This window comes from Bacteroidota bacterium, from assembly GCA_016713765.1.
Taxonomy (GTDB): domain Bacteria; phylum Bacteroidota; class Bacteroidia; order AKYH767-A; family 2013-40CM-41-45; genus Pollutiaquabacter; species Pollutiaquabacter aromativorans.
The window spans coordinates 497,475-516,987 of sequence record JADJON010000003.1; the positions used below are offsets into that span (position 1 = coordinate 497,475).

Sequence of the window (19,513 nt, forward strand, 5' to 3'; positions counted from 1 at the left end):
TTCAAGGCTTATTTCACTATCAATCTCCCTGAAAACACCCTCCCATCCTGTTCGAGCCGCAAGATATACTGACCGGGCATGGCATTGTGCAGCCGTACGATGGGCACTTCGGTATGCGAGTCAATTATAAATTGCTCTACGAGAGCTCCCTTTGAATCGTACACAGATAAGCGCGCGCCTTCCAGGGTAGGCACGGATGCCGGAACTCGGATTGTCTTAGCCCCCTAAATACCTGGACAAATTGTAGAGAACAATTTGTATAGTAAATTTAGGGAAACGATGACAAAAACCAAGCGAACATTTTCGGCAGAAGACCGGATGAGTATTCTGCAGGAAGCAGAACGGACAGGGTTCATGGAAACCTGCCGTAAGTACAACTTATCGCCGAATCTGCTGAGTAGGTGGAAACGGAAATATCTGGCCACAGGCTCCACGGTGAGTAGCAAACCTGGGCGTAAGCCTTTGGATCCTGAACTGGTTCAGTTGCGGGAGGAGAACGAACGGCTCAAGCGTTTGGTTGCACGCCAGGCGTTGGAGCTGGAGGTGAAGACTGAGCTTTTAAAAAAAACTCCACTCCCGTCTCAACGAAGATCGAGCTGATGAAGCACTACTGCACAACTGTTCCTGGGAGCTCGCTTGCTAGTTGGCTGAATCTGGCCCGCAGCAGCTTCTACTACAGACCTTCCTGTGGTAAACGCGGCGTGTTGCCCAGCCTATCGACCTTGCGGAACGGACAGCCGGTGAGCAACGAATCCGTCGTGGAGGAGATCAAGGGCATCCTGCAGGGGCCCTATACTGCTTATGGCTACCATCAAACCGCCGTCGGGCTCAAAGAGTTGGGCTACCGGATCAACCACAAAAAGGTCTACCGGTTGATGAAGGAACACGCCCTGCTGTTGGGAAGCAAGATCAAGACCCGGGGCAAGCGTCAGTTCGTAAAGTTCCGGCGGATCCATACACGCCGACCGATGGAGCACATCTGTCTGGACATAAAGTATGTTTGGGTGCAGGGTGATGGACGTTGGTATTATCTGCTCTCCATTCTTGATGTTTACAGCCGCTTCATCCTGATCTGGACCTTCCAGCCCAACCTGCGCCAACACGACGTAATCCGGCTGATGCGAAAACTGCATCTGATGCACAACCTTAAGAGTGTAACCATCCGTAACGACAACGGATCACAGTTCATCGCTCATAAGGTCCGTGAGTACCTCCGTCAGTTGGAGGCCAATCAGGAGTTTACGCACGTATCGACCCCGGAGGAAAACTCCTACATCGAGTCATTCCACAGCATCTTGCAGCGGGAACTGATCGACCGCTATGAATTCGAAAGTTACTACGAGGCCAAGATCCACTTGGGAAAATACATGTGGTGGTACAACTACCTGCGCCGTCATGGCAGCATTGGAAACATCACTCCGAGCAGGAAATGGGCGCAGGGTATGACCGGAGCGACCGTTAAGCAACTGAAAGAGGCAGACGAGCTGCTCCTGTCAAGGCCGGCAAATACCGCCGGATTAGAGGTGAATCATTTGCCGCCCGGCCTGAGCCTTGACAGGGGCAGTTCGGCGGCCTATCTTCACTTAACGGGCGAGCAGGTCAACCAACAACACTACACAGAATTAAACCAAAAAATTGTCCGAAGAATAGGGGTCTGAGACAGGATCCGAAAACTGCCATCATTGGGGTTGGCATATATCACCAAACCATTACCATCCATTCTTGCCTCATTGGCAATACCGGTGATCTTATCCATGCGACCGATGAAGGCATCGCGTTGGCCCCAACTCGTATAGGTTATTCCCTGAACCTGGATAGAATCATAGAAAGCACCTGAAATTATTGGAAACCCGCTAATGTCAAAAGTGACTGAGTAACCACTACTATTCGCGAATGCTGAACTCCCCATACACTCGCCATCTATTCTAAAGCGAGAAATAAACAATGAACCGGAGCTAGAGGAAAACAGTTGATGAATGCCCATTGTAAGGGTATCAGAAAATCTACCGATAACATAAAATGTTGAATCGGTATCCATATTTAATCCAAACCCCCAAGAGTACCTCGATGCTCCGTTTATCAACCAGAGGTTGGTTCCGTTACTATCAAAACGCGCAACAAAAACATCTTCCGAGTTCGAGCCGGTAACCCTGTTACCATCTACTGAAAGGCTATCGTAGTAACCCCCAGTTACGTATAAACTACCCTCATCATCTACTTCTAGTTCACAGGCACCACTGCCACTTCTGCCCGAGACCAATTGTCTGGCCCATATGGGATTACCATTTAAATCGCACTTTGCCAGAACAATATCTTGCATGTTATTGCCTACCCATTGAATAGACCCAAACGCGGATGAATCATTCTCGGTCTGGCCGGAACAATAGATCGATGAGCCCTGTATAGCCATTGAATAAAAACGCACTGAAGTGGTAAAATGATCTCTAACTGCCAACACACTCCCATCAATATCCAAGGTAACCAAATACCCACCCTTCGATACATTAAACGTATCAATGGTTCCCGAATTCTCCCCATATACCATCCACAGGATTTTATTATCGGCAGTCAAAACAGCAGGCCCTCCTCGATCATTCATTACTCCTCCTGCGGATTTTAACCAGAGACAATTACCCGAATAATCGAATTTGGCCAAGAATGCATCCTCACCCCCCCTTACTAATGCTTGATGAGCGTCGATTGAGTATGGGCCACCAAACCTACCAGAGACATAAAATCCGTCATCAGAAACTGCGGCTACAAAACAACCTTCCAAATCACTGGGATTATTATATCCTCCTATGGATCTTATCCAAATTATATCACTTAAAGACTCATTCATAAGTCCAATAAACATGTCGCCCAAGCCATTGGAGGGATAGATTGAATCTCCACCCACAACAACACCAGTGCCTCCGTATCGACCCGCAAACAAAATACCATGATCGGAATGCGCTATATTTACAAAATCGTCACCGTAACTTTGAATCAATGTTACGTCACGAAGTTGTTGCGCTTTGAGATCTGCGAAAACACTGAAACATAGAAGTAATATTACTATTGTTTTCATTGGCCTGTTATTTAACAATATATACGGGCAAACACCAATTCATATCGCTCGTTTCTATGCGAATCAGATAAGCTCCTGCTTGAATTGAAATAAGGTCAAGGATTTGCATTTCATTCTTCATTTCTTCTTCCAAAATCAACTGACCCTCCATTGACAGCAATTTAAGCAGATAGCGCATATCCGGCCCGTATTCGGGAACTACGACGCTCACTTGGCGAGTTGCAGGATTAGGAAAGCAGCGAACGGTTACTGAATTACTCCTTGAATCAACCAGGAGCACTATTTCATTATTGTTTTCCTGATAATTCAATTCGTTAGAATTTTCGTGACTGCTGTGTCTAAAGCCGGAATAATCGTTACAGTCCGGCCACACAGCTTGTATGCCGGCATCAAATACGCAACCGTTCATCGCGAAGAAGCCTTCCTTGATCTCTATACTCTCCCTTGCCCTGACTGTCATAGAGCCATAAATCTCATTCGTTCCTTCAAAATTAACCCTCGCCCACGCTTGCTCGCTTATCGTTTCGGTCGACAAAACCGTTTGTGTTACGGTAGAAGCATACTTAGGAGTTGCGCCGGGTAGTGTGAATTGAATGTTAGCAGAAACCGGTTGGCCTTGAAGAGTTCCTTCCTCAACAGTTTTATAACCAGGCGCGGTTACCCGAACTTGTGTGATGAATTCATTTAATCCAGGAGTGTGGTAATTAAAGGGAACTAAAACATAATCCCCATTAGAGTCAGAAAAAGTATGGGTCCAATAATAGTGAAAAATATCTCCATCGGAAGGATCTTGTTCGGTGTATAAATAATTCGCCGCCGCTATTACAGCCCCGGCTATTGGTCTTCCTTCACTGTCGCGACAAGTGCCGGTAACCGCTCCTGTCAAGCCCGGATTGGATATGTGATTCAGATAGGGGTCGTAATAATGATCACTCAGTGTTACGGTGTTGGGTGGGTTGATGCTACATGGAGCGGTAGCCGTCCACGGGAAGGTCTGTAAGGTCGAACATGCCGGCTGCTTCATTAACAGATTGTAGCCCCAAGTCGGGTCGGGATCACCGGACATAAGAAAGGCCCATGATCGGCGGGAGTGGTCCAAATTCGCCTGGCCCGGAGGCACTTGGAGTGAACAGTCAGGAGGGGTGTAGCCGTTCTCGAAGCTGTCCTGAAACCCCCACCATGCATAGCCGGACGGGCCACAATCCCGGATGATCGGTAGCAAATCTTGCATGAATGCGTTCAGGTCACTGTAGTCTCCAAAAGTGCCACAATCCCAACTTCCGGAATCATCGCTGGACGTAAATCCCGTCTCTTCCAATATCCAGGGTCGCTCCAGATAAGTGCTGGCCCAGTAGATCTGATCCATCATTCGGTCGATTGCATGTTGCATAACATCTTCCTGGATATTCACACCATAATCATACTGCCATTGCGGTTCCGGGTAGATATGCAAGGAAACAAAATCCGTTTTCATCACACCGGGATCCCATGTCCGGGTGGTACCCGCGTGCCCTAAGCCAATTGTGATCAGGTGGTTCGTGTCGCTTTGTTCTTTGATGGCGTCATACAATTGACCACTGAAATCACAAACCTCATTTTTTTTGCGATTCCAAAGGTCGTTATCATTGTCTTTATAGTTCGGTTCATTGTCCAAATCATACGCCATAATCGCCGTGTTGGTGGCTAAGTAACCGGTCATGACCTTCAAAAAGGCCTTATAGTCATCGACCGCTGTTTGATTGGGTTGTCCAAACCCACCCCTGAAGAGGTCAAACCCGTCTGCTGTGAGCAGGATTACCCGCAAGTCCTCACGATCAGCTACTTCAATCACATCTTCGAGCATTTGTAAAAAGATCGCCATCTGAGGATTGGATGGCAGATCATAAGGCGCCTGTATCGCATAGCACTTATTATTCTTCGCGTTTAAAGAAATATTCTGATTCCAGCCGGAAAGAAACCAATCAAATGAAAATACCGAATTGCCAATAACTCCATTACAGGGGTGACAATAGCTTCCCTGACCAGTGGTACATGGGGGAGTATTGTACCTTTTTAACTCGGTAATAAGTCGGATTGAATTGAAACCCAATCCCCGGATCGCTGCAAAATCCTGGCGAATCTGGTCTAAGCCATCCGGATTTTCCAAATGACGATACTGGCCATATTGCGGCCACGGGCCTACCCACATGTCGCTATTGGAGTTAACTGGGAAGGAATTATATCCGGGTGAAATGGAGTAATTCATGATTTTTGGGAAAAATCGACTTCCATCTCGATCATAAAACTGTTTTCCCTTTATGGTGACATACTGACCATTGCCCGTATGCGCTATTGAAATTAGTATAAAAAGCCACAGCGCTCGCATTATCTTGTCTTTGAAAAGTTTGTATACTGTTAAGTAGAACTATTTGCGGTCTGCCACCAACTGTTCCTCCAGTGAAGAAACTTTCTTTTCCAGGAGAATTACGTATAGTACCAACTCTTCCATCTTCTCCAGCATTTTGGCCTGCATGAAACCAACATCCAAGCCTTCTGACTTAATCGTTCTTGCAGACGGCAGGCCGGGTAGTTTCCGGTTTTCCGAAACATACCTTTCCACCTCTTTCAAACTCATGAGGGAGTAGCCGGGATCAAAAACATAATCCGGCCAGTTACCTGGAAGATCTACCCGTAGTTTTTCGGTACGAATACCCTGGGCTACATAGAGCCGATAACCAGTACTTCCAGTATAGGGAGTTGGGTCAATTCCAACTCCAATTATTGAGTTTGTCCCACCCAGCTGCACATTACCGCCATTCGGACCTGTGCAGATGAAGGCATCCCTGCCACAATAATAGTTCACTAACAGGCGATTGGAATTAGGTGTTTGCGGAGCGCCAACCACGTCTATGAACGAGTTCGTGCCATCAAAACCCATTTCCATAACTCCAATCCCACTACCAGCCGAAAAATTTCCGTAAAGCTGTAGCGATCCCTGAAATTGATAGTTCGTCGGAACGTTCAGTACGGGATTGGCAGGACGTGATCGAACTGATACTCTCATCCGGATCTTGCCCGAAACCGAAAAGACCCACCCCGTTTTGTGAGGATGTACGATAACCCATGAGTCTGCGACCACCCAACGATAAGTTCTGCTGAATGTTAAGACTATCGACGACAAGACCAGATTGAATTGCTACACCTCCGGCTCCCCGGATGCGAATGCGTTCAGCGTTATTGGTCTTGAGGATCAGGCTGGTACTGTCTGTTGTACCCAGGAACTCCGATGAAGAGTCGATTCCGCCATTCCCCGTCATCGTCCAATCATCCCGGTCCGGCTCCGTCAAGTCGATCTTGACGTCGGGTTTGGTGCAACCGTTGGCATCCGTAACCAGCACCGAGTAGGTGCCGGCCATGAGGTTGGAGAGGTTCTGGGTGTTCTGACCGGTGTTCCAGGAATAGGTGTACGGCATCACCCCGCCGGTGACCGTGGTGGTCACACTGCCGTTGGAACAGTTGTAACAGGTCGTGTGGTGGCCGTTGGGGTAGGTCGGGGCTGTCAATTCCACCTCGATTGAACCGGGTTGCGTGAGCGTGATACTGGCCGTTACGCCAACACCGTTCAGGTCCTTGACCAGCACCGTGTACTCGCCGGCTTTCAGGTCTGCCAGGTCCTGTGTGAAATTTCCATTACTCCATTGATAGGTATAAGGCGCAACACCGCCGGAAACCGTCAGGTCAATGGCGCCATCATCGCTGCTCTTGCAACTGAGGTTGTACCCGTTGTGCAGGGGGCTGGTGATGCTGACAATATGCAAAGGCGTGGGCTGCGTCAGGTTGGTGGACAGTTGCAACTGGCACTGGTTGACATCCCGGACAATCACCGAATACGATCCGCTCGGCAGGTCGTGATTCGTCTCCGTCTCGGCTCCATTGCTCCACTGATAGGTATAGGGCGTCGCGCCGCCGCCGATGACAGCGGTGATCCAGCCGTCGGCAGCCCCTTGCGCGGAAACGTTGAACCCGCCACCATAAGTCGAAACATCAAGTGAACCGGTCAGGGCCTCCGAGGCAATCAGCGTATAGCTCTTGGTGATGGTGTCCTGCGCAGCATCAATAACGGAAATGGAATATGTACCGGCTGCCAGGTTGGGAATGGTCTTCGTGTATGCACCCGTTGACCACTGAAAAGAATAGGGTGGCTGTCCGCCAACGATGATCGCCTCCAGGGTACCATCACTGGCTCCGTTGCAACTCACATGGTATCCACCATTAAACACGGAAGGGTTAAATGTCACATCCAAGGATTGTCCGGAGATTCCGAGGGACAACAGCAATAACACAAGCGAAAATCCCCCCCCCTTAAAATATTCGAAAAATGAAGTTTATTCGTATTTGTTTTCATGGCATCGGTTTAAAATCGTTAGCAATATCAAAGGATAATAATGAATTTTAAAAATGCAAATGTTTCGGAAAATTTAACGAAGCACACGCCTGACTTTTCTACACTTGTATACTTATTCATCTTATTTTTGGGATAAACACAATCTAACCCGACACTTTACTACCTCATGCACGCACGCTCCACACACCTCTTCATCGCCGCTTCCCTCGACGGTTTCATCGCGGATGCGAACGACGATCTCAGCTTTCTAAGCAAAGTGGAAGCGCCCGGGGAGGATTATGGATATACCGCTTTCATGGAGAAGGTGGACACGGTGGTGATGGGTCGTCGCACCTATGATAAGGTCATGAGCATGGGCATTCCGTTTCCGCATGCGGACCGTTCCTGCTACGTCATCACGCGCACGCCTCGCGCGGCGATCGGGCGAACGATTTTCCATACCGGCGATCCCGCGGCACTCATCCGGGAACTGCGGGCCAAGCCGGGAGGTATCATCTTCGTGGACGGAGGCGCGCAGGTCGTGAACCGGTTGTTGCAGGAACGCATGATCGACGGCATCACGCTGTCGATCATTCCCGTCCTGCTCGGCGACGGTATACGGCTCTTTTCCGAGGGGGGATTGATGCAGGACCTGGAGCTCCTGGACCATCGCGCCTATCCCTCGGGACTGGTACAGCTCCGTTACCGGATCAAGCCGGGCAGTTGATGCGACTTCCAGCTCCGGCTTAGGTAAAGCGCCGCTCAAACACTACCTTGACACGATGTCGTCACTTGCTGCGCAATTTGAACGCGACGGGTTCCTCGTCTTGCCCGACTTCCACCCGGCCGCGGCCTGCCGGGAATTGATGGAGCGCGGACGACACTTGTCCGAAAACTATCGGCTGGACGGAAAAGGTTCGGTCTTCCAGACCTCGGAACAGACCAAGACCAGCGACGCGTATTTTCTGGAGAGCGGCGAGCGCATCAGTTTCTTCTTCGAGAAAGACGCTTTTGACGAGACCGGCGCTTTAAAAGGCGACCTCTTTCGTTCGCTTAACAAGATCGGTCATGCCTTGCATGACCTGGACCCGGTCTTTGACCGCTTCTCGCGATCGCCGCAACTGAAAGTGCTTTCGGCTTCGTTGGGTATGCAGGACCATCTCCTCATCCAAAGCATGCTGATCTTCAAACACGCCCGCATCGGGGGCGTGGTCGACGTGCACCAGGACAGCACCTTCCTGTATACCGAACCGGATTCCTGCGTCGGGTTCTGGTTCGCGCTCGAAGACGCGACGATTGAAAACGGCTGCCTCTGGGCCAAGCCGGGCGGGCATCGTACCAGCCTGCGATCGCGCTTCGCGCGCGACGGAAAGGGCGGAACGCGTTTTCTCGAACTCGATCCCGCGCCGCTCGAGACGGACGGGATGCAAGCACTCGAAGTGAAGCAGGGCACCTGCATCGTCCTCCACGGTCGCCTGCCGCATTTCAGTCAGCCGAATACCAGCGGCAAATCGCGCCAGGCGTATGCGATCCACACCATCGATCCGACAGCCCACTATCCGATGGACAACTGGCTGCAGCGCGACCGTAGGGCGTTGAAGGGATTTTGAAAATCGCCGACTTCTCCGTCCGCGGTGAACCCAGACGATTCGGTCAGGCACTCTGAAAAAGCAAGAGGCCGTCCTTTCGGGACGGCCTCTGTTGGTCAGGTCAGGTCGTATTACTCGGCCACGACTTCGAAGTTCACCTTGGCCTTTACGTCCTTGTGCAGGTTGACAAGTGCGGTATAGGTACCGAGGGTCTTGATGTGGTCGGTATCGAGCTGGACTTTCTTGCGGTCGACGTTCACGCCGTGCTTGGCCAGCGCGTCCGCGATCTGCAGGGCGGTAACGGAACCGTAGATCTTGTTGTTCTCGCCCACCTTGGCGCCGATCTTCAGCGTCATGGCTTCGAGTTGCTTGGCTACGGATTCTGCGTCGCCTTTGATCTTGGCGGCCTTGTGCGAGCGCTGCTTCATCGTCTCGGCCAGCATCTTGCGGTTGGCTTCGGTCGCCACCACGGCAAGGCCGCGCGGGATCAGGAAGTTACGGGCGTAACCGGGACGCACCTTTACGACTTCGTCGGCATAGCCGAGGTTGTCGACGTCTTGTTTCAGGATGATTTCCATGTGCGTTCCTCCTTCTTATTTTAACATATCGCTCACGTACGGCATGAGTGCCAGGTGGCGTGCACGCTTTACTGCCTGGGCCACCTTACGCTGGTACTTCAGGGAAGTACCGGTAATGCGGCGCGGAAGCATCTTGCCCTGTTCGTTTACGAACTTGATCAGGAAGGTCGCGTCTTTGTAATCAATGTACTTGATGCCGTTTTTCTTGAAGCGGCAATACTTCTTCTTGTTGGTGTCCACCGCCGGGGGGTTGAGGTAGCGGACTTCATTTGCTGATGCTGCCATGTTGTTCCTCGATTAAGCGGTTTGTTCCTCCTGTTTCTTGAGTTCAGCGTTCTTACGCTTCTTCACGTTGTACGCGATCGCGTGTTTGTCCAGTGCCACAGTGAGGAAGCGCATGATCCGCTCATCCCGTTTGAACTCCGTCTCCAGTTTGGAGATTACCTCGCCCGGACCTTTGTACTCGAGCAGGTAATAGAACCCGGTGTTCTTCTTTTGAATCGGGTAAGCCAGCTTGCGCAATCCCCAATTGTTCTCATGAACAATCTCGGAACCGTGGTCGGTGAGGATTTTGCGGAATTTGTTGACGGCGTCCATCAGCTGCTCTTCCGAAAGAACAGGCGTAGCGATGAAGACCGTCTCGTACTGGTTTAACATGTTGGTTTAGTGACCCTTGGGGTTTTTGTACAAGGGGTTGCAAATGTAGGAAAACGAAGCGGAATGTGCAAGTGGGTGGTCGGAAAAGGCTCAACAGGCGGTAGAGAATTGTTACGAGGAACGAGACCGGGACCGAGGGAGGGAAATAGTTGCGAGGAACGAAACCGAGGGCGAGGAAGGGTGAATTGAGCACGACGAGCTGGACCTTTATTCATTTTTTTGCCTGAATATCAGCTATTTGGAGTGTTAATAGTTTAATCTCCAGCATCTGGTAACCAGCCTTCAGTCCCTAGTTCCCTTTCGCCGACCCTCGTCCCAAAACCGTCCATTAACCTCAAACCCGCCTTTACCCTGAACTATTGTCTCCCAATCCCTTGACTCCCTTTCAGTTCGGGTTATCTTTGTAGCGGGATAATTACTTCCGGAAACCGCCTGAACAGGCCAATACCATCGACGAACTGTCGACTCCACGGGGAAGCGGAGTGAACCGGAAACTCAGTTAGAGCAATACACTACTGCCTCCAACTACAGGCGGGCGGAGGGTGTTTGCTTTCTTGATTCAATGGCAACGCAACTTAAGAACTACGCCCAAGGGCAATGGATCGCAGGCGCCGGTAAAGGCATGCCGCTTTACCATGCCATTACGGGCGAGCACATCTATACCGCAGGGAGTGAAGGGCTCGATTTCAAAGGCATGCACGATTATGCCCGTTCGACGGGTGGTCGCGCACTGCGCAAGATGAGCTTTCACGAGCGCGCGCGCATGATCAAAGCGCTCGCCTTATTCCTGAACGAAAAGAAGAAGGACCTCTACGCCATATCCGCCGCCACCGGCGCGACCAAAGGCGATTCCTGGATCGATATCGACGGCGGCATCGGCAACCTCTTCGTATATGCCAGCAAAGGCCGTCGCGAACTGCCGGACGAGACGTTCCTTGTCGACGGTCAGCTCGAAAAGATCTCGAAGAACGGAACGTTTGCCGGACACCATATCTGTGTACCGCTCGAAGGCGTGGCCGTTCACATCAACGCATTCAACTTCCCCGTGTGGGGTATGTTGGAAAAAATCGCGGTTAATTTCCTGGCCGGCATGCCGGCCATCGTGAAGCCCGCCAGCGCCACCTCCTACCTCACCGAAGCCGCGGTCCGTCAGATCGTCGAATCCGGCATCCTGCCCGAAGGCGCACTCCAGCTCATCTGCGGAAGCGCGGGCGACCTGCTCGATCATCTCGATTGCCAGGATGTCGTCACCTTCACCGGCTCCGCGGAGACCGGCAAGATGCTGAAGCGGCACCCATCCATTGTCGAACATTCGATCCGCTTCAACATGGAAGCGGATTCGTTGAACTGCTCCATCCTCGGCCCCGACGCCGAACCCGGAACGGAAGAATTCAACCTCTTCGTCCGCGAGCTCAGCCGGGAGATCACCATCAAGGCTGGACAAAAATGCACGGCCATCCGCCGCGCCATCGTACCGAAGCATCTGACGGAGGCCGTCGCCGCCGCCGTATCCGACAAGTTGAAGAATACGGTGATCGGAGATCCTTCCGTGGAAGGCGTCCGCATGGGACCGCTGGCCCACAAAGGCCAGGTGGCCGATGTTAAAGCGAAAGTGAAACAACTGCTCGGCGCCTGCGAAGTCGTGTATGGTGACCTGGATGCGGTGAACGTCGTCGGCGCCGACAGCGAGCGCGGATCGTTCATGTCGAGCATGCTGTTGCTGTGCAACGAACCCTTCCGCCACCGCGAGCCGCACGAGGTGGAAGCCTTCGGTCCGGTCAGCACGCTGATGCCGTATGCCAATGCCGACGAAGCGGCCGAACTTGCCCGGATGGGTAAAGGCAGCCTGGTCGGTTCCGTCTTTACGAACGACAACCGTTTTGCCAAAACACTCGTACTCGGAGCGGCCAGCATGCACGGGCGGATGATGATCGTCAACCGCGAGTGCGCGGCCGAGTCGACCGGACACGGTTCTCCGCTCCCGCACCTCGTACACGGCGGCCCCGGTCGCGCCGGCGGAGGCGAAGAAATGGGCGGCGTCCGCGGCGTACACCATTATATGCAGCGCACGGCCTTGCAGGGTTCCCCGACCACGCTCTCACACATCCTGAATGTTTATCTCCCGGGAGCGGCGATCACCGAAGACCGGATCCACCCGTTCCGCAAATACTTCGAAGAACTCGCCATCGGCGAAACCCTGATCACACACAAGCGTACCGTTACCGAAGCCGATGTCGTGAACTTCGCCGGCATCAGCGGCGACTTCTTCTATGCCCATACCGACGAGACCTCGCTGGAAGGATCCATCTTCGAGCGGCGCGTCGCGCACGGATACTTCGTCATTTCCGCGGCCGCGGGATTGTTCGTCGATCCGAAAAAGGGACCTGTGCTGGCCAACTACGGCCTGGACAACCTCCGCTTCGTACAACCCGTTTACCCGGGCGACACGCTGCAGGTGAAACTGACTTGCATGCGGAAAACGAAAAAAGACAAACGTGACGACCAGGTGCCGCAAGGCGTGGTCGAATGGTATGTAGAAGTACTCAACCAGCGCAACGAGGTTGTCGCGCTGGAGACCGTGCTCACCCTGGTCGCCTGTAAAGAATAACTCCACTCCCCCACCCTTCAATCCACACCGCCATGATGCTTTACGAAACCCTTGACCGCTTCGAGAAAAAATTCTCGCACCTGAAGAAGAAAGGCCTTCGTATCAACGGCCTTAAGATGACCGATCCGAAACGCAAGAAACACGTGATCGACATCAGTCGTCCGCTCGTGTTCGACAACCGCCTGCTACCGAAAAGCTTCGAGGGGCTCGAGGTGAAGGCGGTAGTGCACGGGGAGATGCCGCAGGAATTCCAGATCGACCGCACCCAGCCCGACTGGCAAAAACGCGAGTACATCTGGGCGCCGGAGCGTTTCGAACATTTCGTCGATCGTTGCAGCGATTACATCCGCAAACAACTCGGCAACCCGAAGATGACCCGCGACGAAATGTTGTCGGCGCTCGCCTTCGGCGACTTTGACGCGCACAAGGAAAAGACCTCCCAGATGATCAAAGAAGGAAAAGTCCCGGCCTTTCCGAAGAATTGATTCGTTCAATCCGTAATCCTCCGACCGCGGCCGACATTCCTGGCCGCGGTTTCTCTTTACCCACTCCTCCTACTCCACTATCCAATGTCCAACGGAACCGTACAGCACAAGATCGCCGATCAGGTATCAACCGTCACCTTTTATCATCCGCAAAGCAACTCCCTGCCGGGTGCCTTGCTGCGCGAACTGGCGGCTACGATCGAAGCCGCGGGGAACGATCCGGGCTCGCGCGTGATTATCCTGCAAAGTGAAGGAGAGAAAGCGTTCTGCGCCGGCGCTTCGTTCGACGAACTGGTTGCGATCAACGACATGGAAACCGGCAAGGTCTTCTTTTCAGGTTTCGCCGCGGTGATCAACGCCATGCGCAAGGCGCCGAAGTTCGTGATCGCACGGGTTCAGGGGAAAGCGGTGGGTGGCGGAGTCGGACTCGCTTCCGCAGCCGACTACGCGATCGCGCACGAAAGCGCGTCCGTCAAGCTGAGCGAACTGGCCGTGGGTATCGGACCGTTCGTGGTAGGTCCGGCAGTGGAGCGAAAGATCGGCACGGCGGCCTTCGGCTCGTTGTCGATCAACGCGACCGAATGGCAATCGGCCAAATGGGCTGCTGATCGCGGGCTGTATGCCGAAGTACACACTTCGATCGAAGGCGTGAACGAAGCAGTCACCAAGCTCGCCAACAAACTGGCCGCTTCGAACCCGGAAGCCATGCTCGAATTGAAGCGGGTACTCTGGCAAGGCACCGATCACTGGGACCAATTGCTCCTCGACCGCGCCATGATCAGCGGGCGGTTGGTGCTTTCGGATTTTACCAGGGCGGCGATTGCGAAGTTTAAGGGGAAGTGAGGAGGGAGGAGTGAACAGTGAATAGTGAATAGTGAAGAGTGAACAGTAAACAGTGAACAGTGAATAGCGAATAGCGAATAGTAAATAGTGAATCTTGCCCGCCGTAGCATTAGCGTTGGCGGAAGCGAATTGTGATTTGTGATTAGTGATTTATAAATTTATCCTTTGACACTCGCTTAATTCAACTTTTTTTGATGTAACATTTTTATTAGCAGTTCTTTTTCGAATACATGATTGCCGGTTTCGAATACATGGCACCCATTCCGCTTCTTGTTGATGTCATTTCTCCTCCAGCAGGTCAACTCCAATAAAAAAGAGGCGTCCACAGGAACGCCTCTTTTTACAACGCGGAAGTAATGAATTAGCTCAGGTTGAGGATTTATCAGAGACCACAATGCTGTTTACTGTTTACTGTTCACTGTTTACTCCCACCTACGCTAAAGCTACGGCGGGCAAGATTCACTATTCGCTATTGGCTATTCGCTATTCGCTAAACCCTCCCATCAACACACATCGCACCGCTCAAAACGAATACGCCACACCGGCCATGACGTTGAAGCGCATGCTTTGGTAGCGGTACCAGTAGTAGTAGCGGCTGAAGCCGAGGTTGTTCAGGCGGACGAATCCGGAGAGGATCTTGCTGTACTTGTACTCCACACCCAGGTTGGCGTCGATCCAGCCGTTGATCTTTTCGGCTACGGCACCGTTGGCATCGAGTGTACGGGCCTGGATGGGGCCGCGTGCGAAGATGGCGGCGTTAACCAGGATCTTGTCCCGGAAGTTGTAATCGGCCCGCAGCGCGACTTCGGTATTCGGCCGGAACCAGGCTTCGGCCTCGGTGTCCATCTTGTAATTGTACTGGTCGACGTGCAGGGAGAGCGCAAACTTCTCGTTTGATTTGTAGATCACTTCCGCATTCAGGTTGAGCACCTTGGCATCGTCGTACAGGACATTGAACTTGTTGAAGTAGTCCAGGTCGTTGTAAAAGAGCTGCAAGTTCTCAATCGTGCTGTAACGGACGCCGGCCGTAAAGCCGATGGTCGAAGAGAAATTGCCCCGCATACCCGCCCGGATGTTCAGCTTTTCGATCGTATTAAGCGGAATGATCGCTGAGGTGATGAATGGATTCTCCTCCGCCAGCGTGTGGAAGTTGTTCTTGACGACTGCGCCATCAGCGCCAACGAAGGCATACAGCACCTGGTCGGCGATCGGCGCCGTGATGTCGAAACGCGGGAAGATGTGGAATTCCGATTTCTTGTTTTTCTCCAGCTCGAAGCCAAGACCGAGCCGGGCGCGGATCTTCTCGCGATCGATCCGTACTTCGGGTCGCAGGCGGACGATGTTCCGGCTCTGATTCGAGAGCAGGGAGAGCACCTGGTACTCGGCATCCTTCTTCTTGAAGAACTCCATGGATACCGGCAGGTTGACATACAGATCATTCACCTGCTTACCGGCCTCAAGGCCGACGCGGATCTCGTTCTCGGAGGCAGCGAAGTTGTCGCTCAGGGTCGAGAAGCCGAAGCGGCCCTGATAGTTGATGCGATCCTTCCGGATCTCGCTGGAGCCGAAGCCCAGGTCCACGCCAAACTTCCCGAACTGCTGGCGGGAGTCTTTCTTGTCGATGACGGTATCGTTCTTGTCGTAGCCGTAGTAATGCACCACGTTCCGGTCGTAGCGGATCCGGCCATCGAAGGTGGCGTTCTCCAGGAAGTACTTCCCGTACACCATGGCCGAGTTATCGCTGAAATCGGCGGGGCCGGCATCTTTCAGGTTCGGCGAGGCGGAGAGGTGACGCAGGGCGAGACCTAAGGAACCGGTCTTGGAGCGCAGCGAGTTGATGTAGAGTTCGCCGAGGTAGGACGTGTAATTCCCAACACCTCCGCGCACGAGCGAGCGATACAGTTTCGGCAAAGGTTCGTCCTTCACCTTCACCGCTTTGATCACCGCGGTTTCGTAGTTCGTTTCCGCTTTCTTCGAGCGCAGGTTGTACTGCATGGGCGGGGCTGTAAAGGTGGAGGTATCGCCCTCGGGCGTGTCGGAGATCTTCGCCGATTCCGCGAGTACCGGACGATAGTCCTTGACGATGATATACTCCTTATCACCGAGGTCGCCCTTTTCCTGTTGCGCGACCACCGCTTGCGGCAGCAGCGAAAGCAACAGCCATCCGAATGAAACGCGCAAGCTTTTCTTGATAGTATGCATAGTGGTGTCGTGCTATTTGATTTCCAGGGTATCCTCTACTGCGGGCTCGCCCTTCAATTTCTCGTTCATTTCTTCTCCGATGACCGGAGGCGTATCTTTTTCCAGTGCCCCGAGTTTCTCCTGGGCGATCGCCTTGAGGTCGTCGGGATCCGACGACTCTTTCTGATAATTATCGACGATGCTCTTGTAGGTCTCCTTCGCCTGGAAGGTGTCGCGTTGCGCGAGGTAGTTATCACCCAACAGGATGAAGCCCTTGGCGATCCAGTAATCGTACGACGGCACCTGGTTCTGGATCTCGAAGATCAGCTTCTGACTTTCCTTATAGTTCGACAACCGGAACTCGATCATGGCGAGGTAGTACTTGCTCTCCGCCGTCATTTCACTGTTCGTGCGCTTCGCTACGATGCTGAGCGACTTCCTGGCTTCTCCCAGATCGTCCTGTTGGAAATAGGATTTACCGGCCAGGAGGTTCGCCTCGTTCTGCAGGTCCTTGTCGGATGTACCGGATTCCAGGACACGATTCGCCATGGCGATCGTCGATGAATAGTCGTTCAGCCGGAAACTGGACCGCATTTGTCCGGCCTGTGCGAGGACGATGTTCTCCTTCACCTCGGCGACCGACTCGAGGGTACGGTAGTACCGCAGGGCTTTCTCGTATTGCTTCAAGCGGTATTGGATGATACCGGCATTGAGAAGAGATTTTTCCGTGAACGGTGAACGCGGTTGGGAGATCACGTATTCATAACCTTCCAGCGCGTCTTCGTACTTCTTGCTCCGGAAGAGACAATCGGAGCGATAGTAGCTGGCGTTGACCCGGAAGATCGCGTCCGGGAAACGCTTCAGGTACTGGTCGAAGTCCTTCGTCGCGTCTTCGCAGTTGCCCTGGGTGTACCGCAGCTCGGCCGCTTCGTAGGTGACGCTGTCCTGTCCGGCGATGGACACATCCGCGTTCGGAACGCCTTTCACATAGGTGAGGTAGTCGTCCACTTTGTTCTGAGCCACCGAGATGTTCTTGATCTGCACCAGGGCGTCGCGCGCTTCGGCGGAGTTCGGATATTTCTCCACGATCCGCTTGTAGGCGGCCATGGCACGTTCGTCCTGACGGGTATTGTAGTACACCAGCGCCTCCCCCAACTCCGCCTTCTTCACGTAGCTGCTGCTCGGATAATCGGTGATGATCTTCCGGAAGTTCTCGAGCGCTTCTTCGTTCTTCCCGATCGTCAGGTTGGCCTGTGCGATCTCGAATACGGCGTCGTCGAAGTACACCGACTTGGGATACTTCTCGACGAGCTTCTCGAGCGTGAGGATCTTGTCGTTGAAACGGCCTTGCACGCCGAGGATTACGCCCTTCTGGTACAGCGCGTAGTCGCCCGATGTGGCGCCGCTGGAAATAGCCTGGTTGTAATAATCCAAGGCGCCGACCTGGTCCTTCAGCATGAACAGGCAATCGCCTACCCGCAGGAGGGCATCGCTGTAGCGTTTCGGGTCGGTCTGTGATTTGTCCTTCACGTACTTCCGGAACGCCTGTTGGGCTTCGGAATAGTTCTCGCGCTTGAAATTGGCGTAACCGACATTGTAGTTGGCCAGGTTATAGCGCGGCGACTTGACCGCGGCCGGCGTAAAGAGATAATCGTTATACGCACGCACCGCCCCGTCGAAATCGTTCTGGCGATACAAGGCTTCCCCTTTCCAGTACTGGGCTTCCGCAACCAACAACTGGTCGACGGGATACTTCAGTGAAGTAGCGAAGAGTGTGACCGCATCTTTCAGTTGGTTGTCCATGTAACACTCCACACCCCGGTAATAAGCCACTTTCTGATAAGCGGCTTTGATATAAGGCGTCTTGTTCTTCACGGCTTCGATAGCCGTGAGCGCGTCCTTGTAGTTACGCGTATTGGCATAGATGCCGACGAGCAATTCGTTCGCTTCGTCAACGTGGGTGCTGTTCGGGAAATCACGCGTGAACGTCCGGAACGCTTCGAGCGCGGCCGACTGGAAATTCAGTTCATAGGAAAGCTTGGCATAGGCGAAGCGTGATTCTTCCTGGATCTCCGGATCGAAGGAAGATTTGCCGGCAGACTGAAAGGACGTCCGCGCGCTGCGTCTTGCATTGGTTTTGAGATAACAATCCGCCAGGTGGTAGTAGGCATTCTGCGTCAGGGAGTCGTCGGCTCCGATCACTTTTTGGAAATACGGGATCGCCGCTTCGTGCCGGTTGGTGCGATAATAACAGTAGGCCAATTGGTACCAGTCGCCACGGCCGGCGGCACCCGAGTTCTTCTCGTAATCCGAGAGGTAAGGCAAAGCGTCCGCATAGGCTTCCTTGCGATAAAATGATTCGGCGACCATGCGGGAGATTTCCATACCGTTTTTCGCGGCATTTGAGTCGAGTGCCCCGGGCGCGAACTTGAGTATCTCGTCGTACTTGCCCTGCTTGTAATAGATCTGCGTGATGTAGTAAGGCGCTACCGGGGCAAAGGCTTCCGATTCGCGGAGCTTCAGGAATTCCTTCAGCGCCGTTTCATAGTTCTGGTTGACGTAGGCCATGTGGGCATAGTAGTAGCGCGCGGCACTGGCGTACTTGCTGTTCCCATCCTTCACGGCATAGAACGAACGGGAGGCTTTGTCGTAATCGTTCGTCATGTAATACCCGTAACCGGTCTTGAAGTTCACCTCATCCTTTCGCTCCTGACTCGCGCGGGCCATGTCGATCCGGCCAAACCAGTCGGCCGACTTCTTATACTTCTTCTGGCGGAAGAGATAATTGCCGGTCACATAGAGCGCTTCCTGGTAGTAGGGGCTTTCCGGATACTCGGTCAGAAACTGCTCCAGCCTGGCCTCCGCATCCTTGTGAAACAACTCGGCCGCACAAGCGCCGATGTAATAGGCGGAACCCATTCGGGACTCTTGCGAGCCCTTGGGATTTTTCAAAACGGCTTCGAAATACTCACGGGCGGCGCCGTACTTCTGTTTACCGAACAGATCGAGTCCTTCCCGGTAGTTCCGGTCGGGGTCAAGGAAGATTGCGGTTTTCTGGGCAATTGCGGGCTGTAGGATCAGCAAAAACGCCAACACGAACCAACGTCGTAAGGTCATACTTGGGGCGGATTTCGGGTGA

The 19,513-nt window shown here is 52.9% G+C and carries 16 protein-coding genes and 1 pseudogene; 7 read left to right on the top strand and 10 right to left on the bottom strand.

Annotation, left to right across the window (positions count from 1 at the left end; translation table 11 throughout):
* Nucleotides 1–8 precede the first annotated feature (8 nt).
* Entirely contained in the window at nucleotides 9–194 is a 186-nt protein-coding gene (locus IPJ96_12930; GenBank protein MBK7911233.1) for a T9SS type A sorting domain-containing protein, read from the bottom strand.
* Between the two features lie 85 nt (nucleotides 195–279).
* Here IPJ96_12930 and IPJ96_12935 point away from each other — a divergent pair, with 85 nt between their 5' ends.
* Entirely contained in the window at nucleotides 280–600 is a 321-nt protein-coding gene (locus tag IPJ96_12935; protein ID MBK7911234.1) for a transposase, read from the top strand.
* Nucleotides 600–1,439, top strand: a pseudogene (locus tag IPJ96_12940) (IS3 family transposase). The gene IPJ96_12935 and the pseudogene IPJ96_12940 overlap by 1 nt, the downstream one beginning before the upstream one ends.
* Before the next feature lie 173 nt (nucleotides 1,440–1,612).
* Here the strand turns inward: IPJ96_12940 and IPJ96_12945 are convergent.
* The 4 genes from IPJ96_12945 to IPJ96_12960 form a co-directional block, all read right to left on the bottom strand.
* Nucleotides 1,613–3,070: a hypothetical protein gene (locus IPJ96_12945; GenBank protein ID MBK7911235.1), complete on the bottom strand. Its 1,458-nt coding sequence runs from the start codon at nucleotides 3,068–3,070 to the stop codon at nucleotides 1,613–1,615.
* Between the two features lie 7 nt (nucleotides 3,071–3,077).
* Nucleotides 3,078–5,315: a cellulase family glycosylhydrolase gene (locus IPJ96_12950; GenBank protein MBK7911236.1), complete on the bottom strand. Its 2,238-nt coding sequence runs from the start codon at nucleotides 5,313–5,315 to the stop codon at nucleotides 3,078–3,080.
* Between the two features lie 159 nt (nucleotides 5,316–5,474).
* Complete coding sequence (locus IPJ96_12955) at nucleotides 5,475–5,993, bottom strand: hypothetical protein (GenBank protein MBK7911237.1); 519 nt, start codon at nucleotides 5,991–5,993, stop codon at nucleotides 5,475–5,477.
* A 13-nt stretch (nucleotides 5,994–6,006) separates the two neighbouring features.
* Nucleotides 6,007–7,392 carry a SprB repeat-containing protein gene (locus tag IPJ96_12960; protein MBK7911238.1) on the bottom strand — a complete coding sequence of 462 codons (1,386 nt, stop codon included), beginning with the start codon at nucleotides 7,390–7,392 and terminating at the stop codon, nucleotides 6,007–6,009.
* Between the two features lie 228 nt (nucleotides 7,393–7,620).
* On the opposite strand from IPJ96_12960, the gene IPJ96_12965 reads away from it, so the two are divergent.
* Both IPJ96_12965 and IPJ96_12970 read left to right on the top strand, forming a co-directional pair.
* Nucleotides 7,621–8,160: a dihydrofolate reductase gene (locus tag IPJ96_12965; protein MBK7911239.1), complete on the top strand. Its 540-nt coding sequence runs from the start codon at nucleotides 7,621–7,623 to the stop codon at nucleotides 8,158–8,160.
* Between the two features lie 55 nt (nucleotides 8,161–8,215).
* Entirely contained in the window at nucleotides 8,216–9,043 is an 828-nt protein-coding gene (locus IPJ96_12970) for a phytanoyl-CoA dioxygenase family protein (protein ID MBK7911240.1), read from the top strand.
* Between the two features lie 110 nt (nucleotides 9,044–9,153).
* On the opposite strand, the gene IPJ96_12975 is transcribed toward IPJ96_12970, so the two are convergent.
* From IPJ96_12975 to IPJ96_12985, 3 genes are read right to left on the bottom strand one after another with little or no spacing between them, the layout of a single operon-like run.
* Nucleotides 9,154–9,600 carry a 50S ribosomal protein L9 gene (locus IPJ96_12975; GenBank protein ID MBK7911241.1) on the bottom strand — a complete coding sequence of 149 codons (447 nt, stop codon included), beginning with the start codon at nucleotides 9,598–9,600 and terminating at the stop codon, nucleotides 9,154–9,156.
* Nucleotides 9,601–9,615: 15 nt separating this feature from the next.
* Nucleotides 9,616–9,885: a 30S ribosomal protein S18 gene (locus IPJ96_12980; protein ID MBK7911242.1), complete on the bottom strand. Its 270-nt coding sequence runs from the start codon at nucleotides 9,883–9,885 to the stop codon at nucleotides 9,616–9,618.
* A gap of 12 nt (nucleotides 9,886–9,897) precedes the next feature.
* Nucleotides 9,898–10,257, bottom strand: coding sequence for a 30S ribosomal protein S6 (locus IPJ96_12985; GenBank protein ID MBK7911243.1), 360 nt, complete (start codon nucleotides 10,255–10,257; stop codon nucleotides 9,898–9,900).
* 562 nt (nucleotides 10,258–10,819) lie between these two features.
* Here IPJ96_12985 and paaZ point away from each other — a divergent pair.
* The 3 genes from paaZ (at nucleotide 10,820) to IPJ96_13000 (ending at nucleotide 14,193) form a co-directional block, all read left to right on the top strand.
* Nucleotides 10,820–12,865 (top strand): phenylacetic acid degradation bifunctional protein PaaZ, encoded by a 2,046-nt coding sequence (gene paaZ, locus IPJ96_12990; protein ID MBK7911244.1) that lies wholly within the window; start codon nucleotides 10,820–10,822, stop codon nucleotides 12,863–12,865.
* Between the two features lie 32 nt (nucleotides 12,866–12,897).
* Nucleotides 12,898–13,350 carry a hypothetical protein gene (locus IPJ96_12995; GenBank protein MBK7911245.1) on the top strand — a complete coding sequence of 151 codons (453 nt, stop codon included), beginning with the start codon at nucleotides 12,898–12,900 and terminating at the stop codon, nucleotides 13,348–13,350.
* An 84-nt stretch (nucleotides 13,351–13,434) separates the two neighbouring features.
* Nucleotides 13,435–14,193 carry an enoyl-CoA hydratase/isomerase family protein gene (locus IPJ96_13000; protein ID MBK7911246.1) on the top strand — a complete coding sequence of 253 codons (759 nt, stop codon included), beginning with the start codon at nucleotides 13,435–13,437 and terminating at the stop codon, nucleotides 14,191–14,193.
* Between the two features lie 522 nt (nucleotides 14,194–14,715).
* Here IPJ96_13000 and IPJ96_13005 read toward each other — a convergent pair.
* Both IPJ96_13005 and IPJ96_13010 read right to left on the bottom strand, forming a co-directional pair.
* Nucleotides 14,716–16,395: a hypothetical protein gene (locus tag IPJ96_13005; protein MBK7911247.1), complete on the bottom strand. Its 1,680-nt coding sequence runs from the start codon at nucleotides 16,393–16,395 to the stop codon at nucleotides 14,716–14,718.
* A 12-nt stretch (nucleotides 16,396–16,407) separates the two neighbouring features.
* Nucleotides 16,408–19,491: a tetratricopeptide repeat protein gene (locus IPJ96_13010; GenBank protein ID MBK7911248.1), complete on the bottom strand. Its 3,084-nt coding sequence runs from the start codon at nucleotides 19,489–19,491 to the stop codon at nucleotides 16,408–16,410.
* Between the last annotated feature and the right edge of the window lie 22 nt (nucleotides 19,492–19,513).